Raw genomic sequence first — 6053 nt, forward strand, 5'->3', positions numbered from 1 at the left:
TATGGAGGGTTTTAATTATGAATAATTTAATTCGTCATTCCTTGATTTTTGTTACTCTGGCAGGTTTTGGTTTTACTGGTAATGCTTCTGCTTCTAATTATGAACAGAATCCTAATGTAAATTCCCACTTAAACATTTCTACCCAATCTCGTCAAATTATTGCTCAAAAGAGATGGGGTGATGATGATAAAGAATATAAGGGAGAAAAATTAATCGAAAGATTGAACTTAACTACTGAACAAAGAAACCAAATGACTCAGATACGCAATAAGTATCAACCTCAGTTTAATAGTTTAAGGGAACAAATTCGCACTCAAAGAAATACTCTTAGTCAAATGATGCGTAATAATCAAAGTGAGTCTCAATTGCGATCGCAACATCAAAAAATAGTTACCCTAGATCAACAAATTCACAATTTGAGATTTGAAAGTATGTTAGAAATGAGGGCAGTATTAACCCCTGAACAAAGACAAGAATGGGCAAACATGATGGCAGACAGAAAGGTGTCTCGTCAAGGGCAAAATCGCTAAATTCTCTCAAGAAGCTACACAAAAGTCAAAAAATATCCTAAGATCGACCCATAATAGGTTAAGATTCTTAACAAAGAAAATTCTAAAATAAAATAAAGAAAAACTTAAGGAGGATATTTATGGCTTTAGTCCCCATGCGGTTATTGTTAGACCACGCCGCCGAGAATGATTACGGTATCCCTGCATTTAACGTTAATAACTTAGAGCAAATCTTGTCCATTATGGATGCGGCGAATGAAACCGATAGCCCCGTTATCTTACAGGCTTCTCGTGGTGCTCGTTCTTATGCTGGAGAAAATTTCCTCCGTCATTTAATCTTAGCGGCTGTGGAAACCTATCCTCATATTCCTGTTGCTATGCACCAAGACCATGGTAATAGCCCTGCAACTTGTTATAGTGCTATTCGTAATGGTTTCACCAGCGTAATGATGGATGGTTCTTTACAAGAAGATGCTAAAACTCCTTCTAGCTTCGACTATAACGTTAGTGTTACCGCAGAAGTTGTTAAAGTTGCTCACTCCGTTGGTGCAAGTGTTGAAGGTGAATTAGGTTGCTTAGGTTCTCTCGAAACTGGTATGGGTGAAGCGGAAGACGGTCACGGTTTTGAAGGTAAATTAGATCATTCTCAACTTTTAACTGATCCTGATGAAGCCGTTGAATTCGTAGAACGTACTCAAGTTGACGCTTTAGCTGTTGCTATCGGTACTAGCCATGGTGCGTACAAATTTACCCGTAAACCTACTGGTGAAATCTTAGCTATTAGCCGTATTGAAGAAATCCACGCTAAATTACCTAACACTCATTTAGTAATGCACGGTTCTTCTTCTGTACCTCAAGAATGGTTAGAAATGATTAACCAATATGGTGGTCAAATTCGTGAAACCTATGGTGTACCTGTGGAAGAAATCCAAAAAGGTATTAAGAGTGGTGTTCGCAAAGTAAACATTGATACTGACAACCGTTTAGCTATTACCGCCGCTATTCGTGAAGCTGCTGCTAAAGATCCTTCTAACTTCGATCCTCGTCACTTCATGAAACCTTCTATGAAGTATATGAAACAAGTTTGTGCAGATCGTTATCAACAATTCTGGACTGCTGGTAATGCTAGTAAAATCAAGCAAATCAGCTTAGATGAATTTGCCGCTAAATATGCTAAAGGTGAATTATCTGCTAAAACCACCGTTGCAGTTTAATTTCTTTGTTAACTAAATAGTCTGGCGAATATAAATACCCCTTACCTCTTTTGGTGAGGGGACTTTTTTGTCCCATTGAATAGCAATGGAAAGCAGGAAACATTAATCTGCTGTCAATTATTTTTATTCTTCAGGCTCAATTAATGATCTATACTCTTGTACAGAAAGGGTGTTTTCTAGTTCATCATCGGGGTCATCTAGTCTTACTTTGATTAACCATCCTTCTCCGTAAGGATCATCTGCGATCGCTTCTGGAGATTCAATTAACATCTCATTACGATCTATTACTGTACCTGCTACGGGAGCATAAATTTCCGAAACAGCTTTGACTGATTCAATTGTACCTATATTATCCTCAACTTCGATCGCATCTCCTAATTCGGGTAATTCTAGGAATACAATATCTCCCAACTCCTCAATCGCAAACGCTGTAATACCGATGGTGGCAATTTCCCCGTCAAGACGCACATATTCGTGAGAATCGAGGTATCTTAAATCTTCTGGATATTCTAAGGTCATACTTGATAATTTTATTGAGTAATTAAATTAAAGGTATATAGTTTCATTATTGATGAAAATTGGACAATGTCAAGATAATTAAGAATTAATAATTTGGATTTGCTTAAAGAGTTTTTGATTGGGTAGGTTTCGGGTGTTAGGTATCAGGTATCAGGTGAAATGTTTATAAATTGAAATGTTTAATCTAAGGGAAATTTTTTGTAAATAGATTTTGTCAATAGACATTTGCAAGAAGTTTGCTACAAGAGTTAATTGTGATGATTTCGTTATAATAATTGATTTTTTTTAACTAGATTGATGTCTAATACAATTGATAAACTTAGTAAAAAATAGCTATAAAAGAAGAACAATAATTAGGAAAAAATAAGAAAAAAATTAACTTTTCAACAATGAAATATTAGATTTAATAAATACCTAAAAATAATTAATGAATAATAAATTTCTCTTAATGTTTGTTCGTTTTAACTCCTAAATCAGAACTACGAACTCCTAACTCTTGTTGAGAATGGGAAATTTCCCAACTATGGCCATATCTTAACGCTAAACCAAAACCAAGACCTCCGAAGCTGAAAATAATAGTAGTTGACAATATTAAATACTTAAAAATAGTCAAGTATTTTTGTGGCTGAGAATGATTATTGCTCTTTTTTACGGCCTTATTTTTAATTGATTTTTGAGTAGTATTAATTAACTCTAAATTGGGAGAAACGGATTTTTGATGAGAAGATATGGCAATTTTATTGGCTATTTTCCCTATAGTCATTTTTTTCACTCACTCACTAAAATTTTGCTTTTACCAAACTAAATTTATCTGCATTTTTGATGAAACAAAAGACAAAAAATTTAATTATTAGTTCCTAATTCCTAATTATTAATTGGGTAATTTTTTAAAACAAAGTTTTCAGCTTCTGTTTGACTTTTAATTTTGCCATCCAAATATAAAGCCTGTACTTTATTTAAAATTTCTTTATATATTTTACTTGGCTTATAACCTAGTTTTTGTAAATCTTTACCATCTAAAGGAGATTTTACTTTACTCCAGTGCATTAAATAATTCCAAATAGTACGTCTAATTGGTTGACTATTTTTAACAGCAATGAGTAAAAGGGTAATAGATTGATAATTTGCTAAAAATTCTACCTTTTCACTTATATTTTGACAAGTGGGTAGATAATGTTTTATTTTTTCGTTATTTTCACTTAAATGAGACAATCTTTGAATACTCTCTTTCGGTAACTCTAAGTTATTGGCGACGATTACTCCTTCTGGAAAACTAGAGAGGATGATTTCTAAACGTAATAACCATGAAGATACGGAAGGGTTATAGCTATCTGCATGATAATACTTTAGCCAACGATCTAAACAACGTATTTGCCACCATAAATTTGATGTAATTTGACAATTACGATGAAGACAACGCAAAGCCCCTACTTCTTGTAAGAGTTTTAAGGCGGGTTGCCAATATTGTGCCTGAAGAATATAAGTTAATTCGGCTTTGAGACGGGTTGTTAGGGCTGGGATAGAATTTTTTTCTAAGGATACTCTTTCAAATACACCACTATTGACGGCATAATTAATATATTCTCTGGTTTGGGTTTCAATCTCGAAATTTAACCTTACTGCAAAGCGCACCGCTCGATAAATTCTGGTAGGATCTTCTATAAAGCTATTAGGATGTAATACTCTAATAAAGTGCGATCGCACATCCTCCACACCACCGAAAAAGTCTAATAATTCTCCTTGATGGGGTTGAGTCAAACGCACAGCTAAAGCATTGATAGTAAAATCTCGACGGTATAAATCTTGGCGAATTGAGCTTGATTCTACTTCAGGATTAGCCGCAGGATAAGGATAAAACTCCGTGCGCGCGGTGGCAATATCTAGCCATAATGAACCTAATTGGGGATCTTTATGCCATAATAGAGCCGCAGTCTGGAATTGTCCATGAATACTAAGACGACACTGAGGGTAAATGGCTTGTAAGGCTTCGGCTAATTTAACCCCCGCTTCGGGAGTAGTTGCCCGATGAAAACCATCCACTACTAAATCAATATCCTGTAGATTAAGAGTGGCATCATTATCCGTTAACAATAAATCCCTTACTCCTCCTCCCACCAAATATAAATGCCATCCCTGTTGTTGGGCATAAGTTGCCGTTTGTTGTAGCAATTTCCAGATAGGGGGGTGTAATTTTTTCTCCAAAGAAGGCAATAAACAAGACACAAGGGGAAGATTATTACTGGAATTGGGATGAGAATTAAGCCTAGCCGAGTGAAGATGCCGTAAAACGTCAGTGCGTGTCACAATACCTATTAACTGGCCATTTTCCATCACGGGCAACCTACCAATATCATTTTTAACCATCAATTCTTCTATCTCAGATAAAGCTGTTTCAGGGTTTATTACTTGCAAATTTTTTGTCATATAACCCTTAACAGGGGCATGGGAAAAACCGTGATGTAAAGCTAAATCGATGTCACGGCGAGAAATAATCCCCACTAATTCTTTTTCCTTATTAACTACTACTAAGCCAGAATGTCCATAACGGAGTAAGATTCTTTGAGCTTCCTCAATGGTGGTGTAAGGGCGAATAGTACGTACAGGATAAGCCATTAAATCCCTTGCGGTGAGGGGAGAAGGTATCTGATTTTTGATTTGTGTCAGTAATTGTTCAATAATATCGAGAGGATTTGGACAACGTAAGGTAAAGGATGCGGCACTACTATGGCCTCCTCCAGTAAAACCAGTAAATATTTGAGCTAAATTAACAGATTCTAAGCTACTCCTACCGATAATAGTCAACTTTCCTTGTTTTTGTTTCTCTACATTATGCCCGTAATAATGCCCAAATAGTAAAACATCCGTTTCTACTAAATCAATAATGCGACTGGTGAGATTAGACAAACCAGGAATAAAGTGGGGAGTTTCTACTAATAACCAACTGATAGTATAGCCATTAACTATTAAGGTTTGAATGCTTTTGAGGGCATGGGGTAACAGTTTTCTTAAGGGAGGGGCAAGACTAGGCTCAACATATTCCCCTAATGTGCGAATATTGACATCTTGAGTCATCAACCAAGCTAAAGCTAAAGCATCCCTAGGAGTGGTTTGTTCAAAAGTCAATGAACCAGTATCCACATGAATACCCAATGCCATTGCGGTGGCTTCTACTGAGTTTAAACGAATAGATTTTTGTTGCAAAAGTTCACAAATAATTGTGGAACAAGATCCGACTTTTTCTATATACTTAAGAAAATTATCCGCACCAATCTGTTCATTTTCTTCATGATGGTCATAAATTGTCACGGATTGGACATTATCTAACTCTAACCATTCTACTGCTTTACCGATGCGATCGCTCCTTTGAGTATCTACCATAAAAAGATGACGAATTAGAGCAGGATTAACAGAGCGAAATTCCATCAAAGCTAACTCATCTCGATGGAGTGCCAGAAATTTACGCACGGAAGGATGAGCCCCTCCTGTCAAAACTATTTTTGCACCGGGGTGTAATTTAGTTAATCCCACTGCCGCCCCAAGAGCATCAAAATCAGCAGTTTGATGACATAAAATTAAATCCACAATAAATATATTTGAATCCCTAGCAGGTATGAATAAAAGTTTAAATTATTTACTGTTAATTAACAAAGGTCATACATTCAAAAACCTTGATTTGTCGTAAAAAAAGAACCTTAAGCATTATCAAGAATCTTATATCGCTGATTGCCTATGTTTCTATATAGTTATATTTTTATACTCCTTCAAATAAAAGAGTTATAATCGAAAAATAAAAAGATAGGACAATCAAGAT

General features: G+C 35.6%; 5 protein-coding genes. 2 read left to right on the top strand and 3 right to left on the bottom strand.

Features of this window, described 5'->3' with window-relative positions:
- Positions 1-17 precede the first annotated feature (17 nt).
- Both Dongsha4_RS18600 and fba read left to right on the top strand, forming a co-directional pair.
- Entirely contained in the window at positions 18-530 is a 513-nt protein-coding gene (locus Dongsha4_RS18600; protein WP_330203756.1) for a Spy/CpxP family protein refolding chaperone, read from the top strand.
- Positions 531-649: 119 nt separating this feature from the next.
- Positions 650-1723, top strand: a complete 1074-nt coding sequence (fba, locus tag Dongsha4_RS18605) for a class II fructose-bisphosphate aldolase (protein ID WP_330203757.1) — start codon at positions 650-652, stop codon at positions 1721-1723.
- A 123-nt stretch (positions 1724-1846) separates the two neighbouring features.
- On the opposite strand, the gene gcvH is transcribed toward fba, so the two are convergent.
- From gcvH to Dongsha4_RS18620, 3 genes are all read right to left on the bottom strand, one after another.
- Positions 1847-2242, bottom strand: coding sequence for a glycine cleavage system protein GcvH (gcvH, locus tag Dongsha4_RS18610; protein ID WP_330203758.1), 396 nt, complete (start codon positions 2240-2242; stop codon positions 1847-1849).
- Positions 2243-2687: 445 nt separating this feature from the next.
- Complete coding sequence (locus Dongsha4_RS18615) at positions 2688-3005, bottom strand: hypothetical protein (protein WP_330203759.1); 318 nt, start codon at positions 3003-3005, stop codon at positions 2688-2690.
- Between the two features lie 101 nt (positions 3006-3106).
- Positions 3107-5824, bottom strand: a complete 2718-nt coding sequence (locus Dongsha4_RS18620; protein ID WP_330203760.1) for a CBS domain-containing protein — start codon at positions 5822-5824, stop codon at positions 3107-3109.
- Between the last annotated feature and the right edge of the window lie 229 nt (positions 5825-6053).

It is taken from the genome of Cyanobacterium sp. Dongsha4, assembly GCF_036345015.1.
Classification (GTDB): Bacteria; Cyanobacteriota; Cyanobacteriia; order Cyanobacteriales; family Cyanobacteriaceae; genus PCC-10605.

Excerpts from the sequence above, each read along its gene's own strand:
- gcvH (WP_330203758.1), bottom strand. The coding sequence starts at position 2,242 with ATGACCTTAGAATATCCAGAAGATTTAAGATACCTCGATTCTCACGAA.
- Dongsha4_RS18600 (WP_330203756.1), top strand. The coding sequence starts at position 18 with ATGAATAATTTAATTCGTCATTCCTTGATTTTTGTTACTCTGGCAGGT.
- fba (WP_330203757.1), top strand. The coding sequence starts at position 650 with ATGGCTTTAGTCCCCATGCGGTTATTGTTAGACCACGCCGCCGAGAAT.
- Dongsha4_RS18615 (WP_330203759.1), bottom strand. The coding sequence starts at position 3,005 with ATGACTATAGGGAAAATAGCCAATAAAATTGCCATATCTTCTCATCAA.